This is a genomic window from Bacillus sp. GbtcB10 (genome assembly GCF_019091365.1).
Taxonomy (GTDB): domain Bacteria; phylum Bacillota; class Bacilli; order Bacillales; family Bacillaceae; genus Bacillus; species Bacillus altitudinis.
The window spans coordinates 1-249 of sequence record NZ_JAGXJP010000294.1 but is presented as its reverse complement, the minus strand read 5'-3'; the positions used below and the strand labels follow the sequence as shown (position 1 = coordinate 249).

Annotated in this window: 1 pseudogene; it reads left to right on the top strand. The window is 39.4% G+C overall.

The features are described 5' to 3' along the window. Window positions 1-249: pseudogene (gene tcyA / locus KVT11_RS20305) on the top strand (cystine ABC transporter substrate-binding lipoprotein TcyA); the annotation flags it as partial.

The following is a 249-nucleotide window of genomic DNA, read 5'->3' as shown; positions in this document are numbered from 1 at the left end:
GAATCAGGTGACCTTTGGAAATCCATTCAGGATAAAGGCGTATTAACCATCGGTACAGAAGGTACATATGCACCTTTCACCTTCCATGACAAAAAAACAGATAAATTAACTGGCTATGATGACGAGGTCATCACAGAAGTCGCAAAACGTCTTGACTTAAAACCAGAATTCAAAGAAAAACAATGGGACAGCATGTTTGCTGGTCTGAATTCTAAACGTTTTGATGTGGTAGCGAACCAAGTTGGTAAA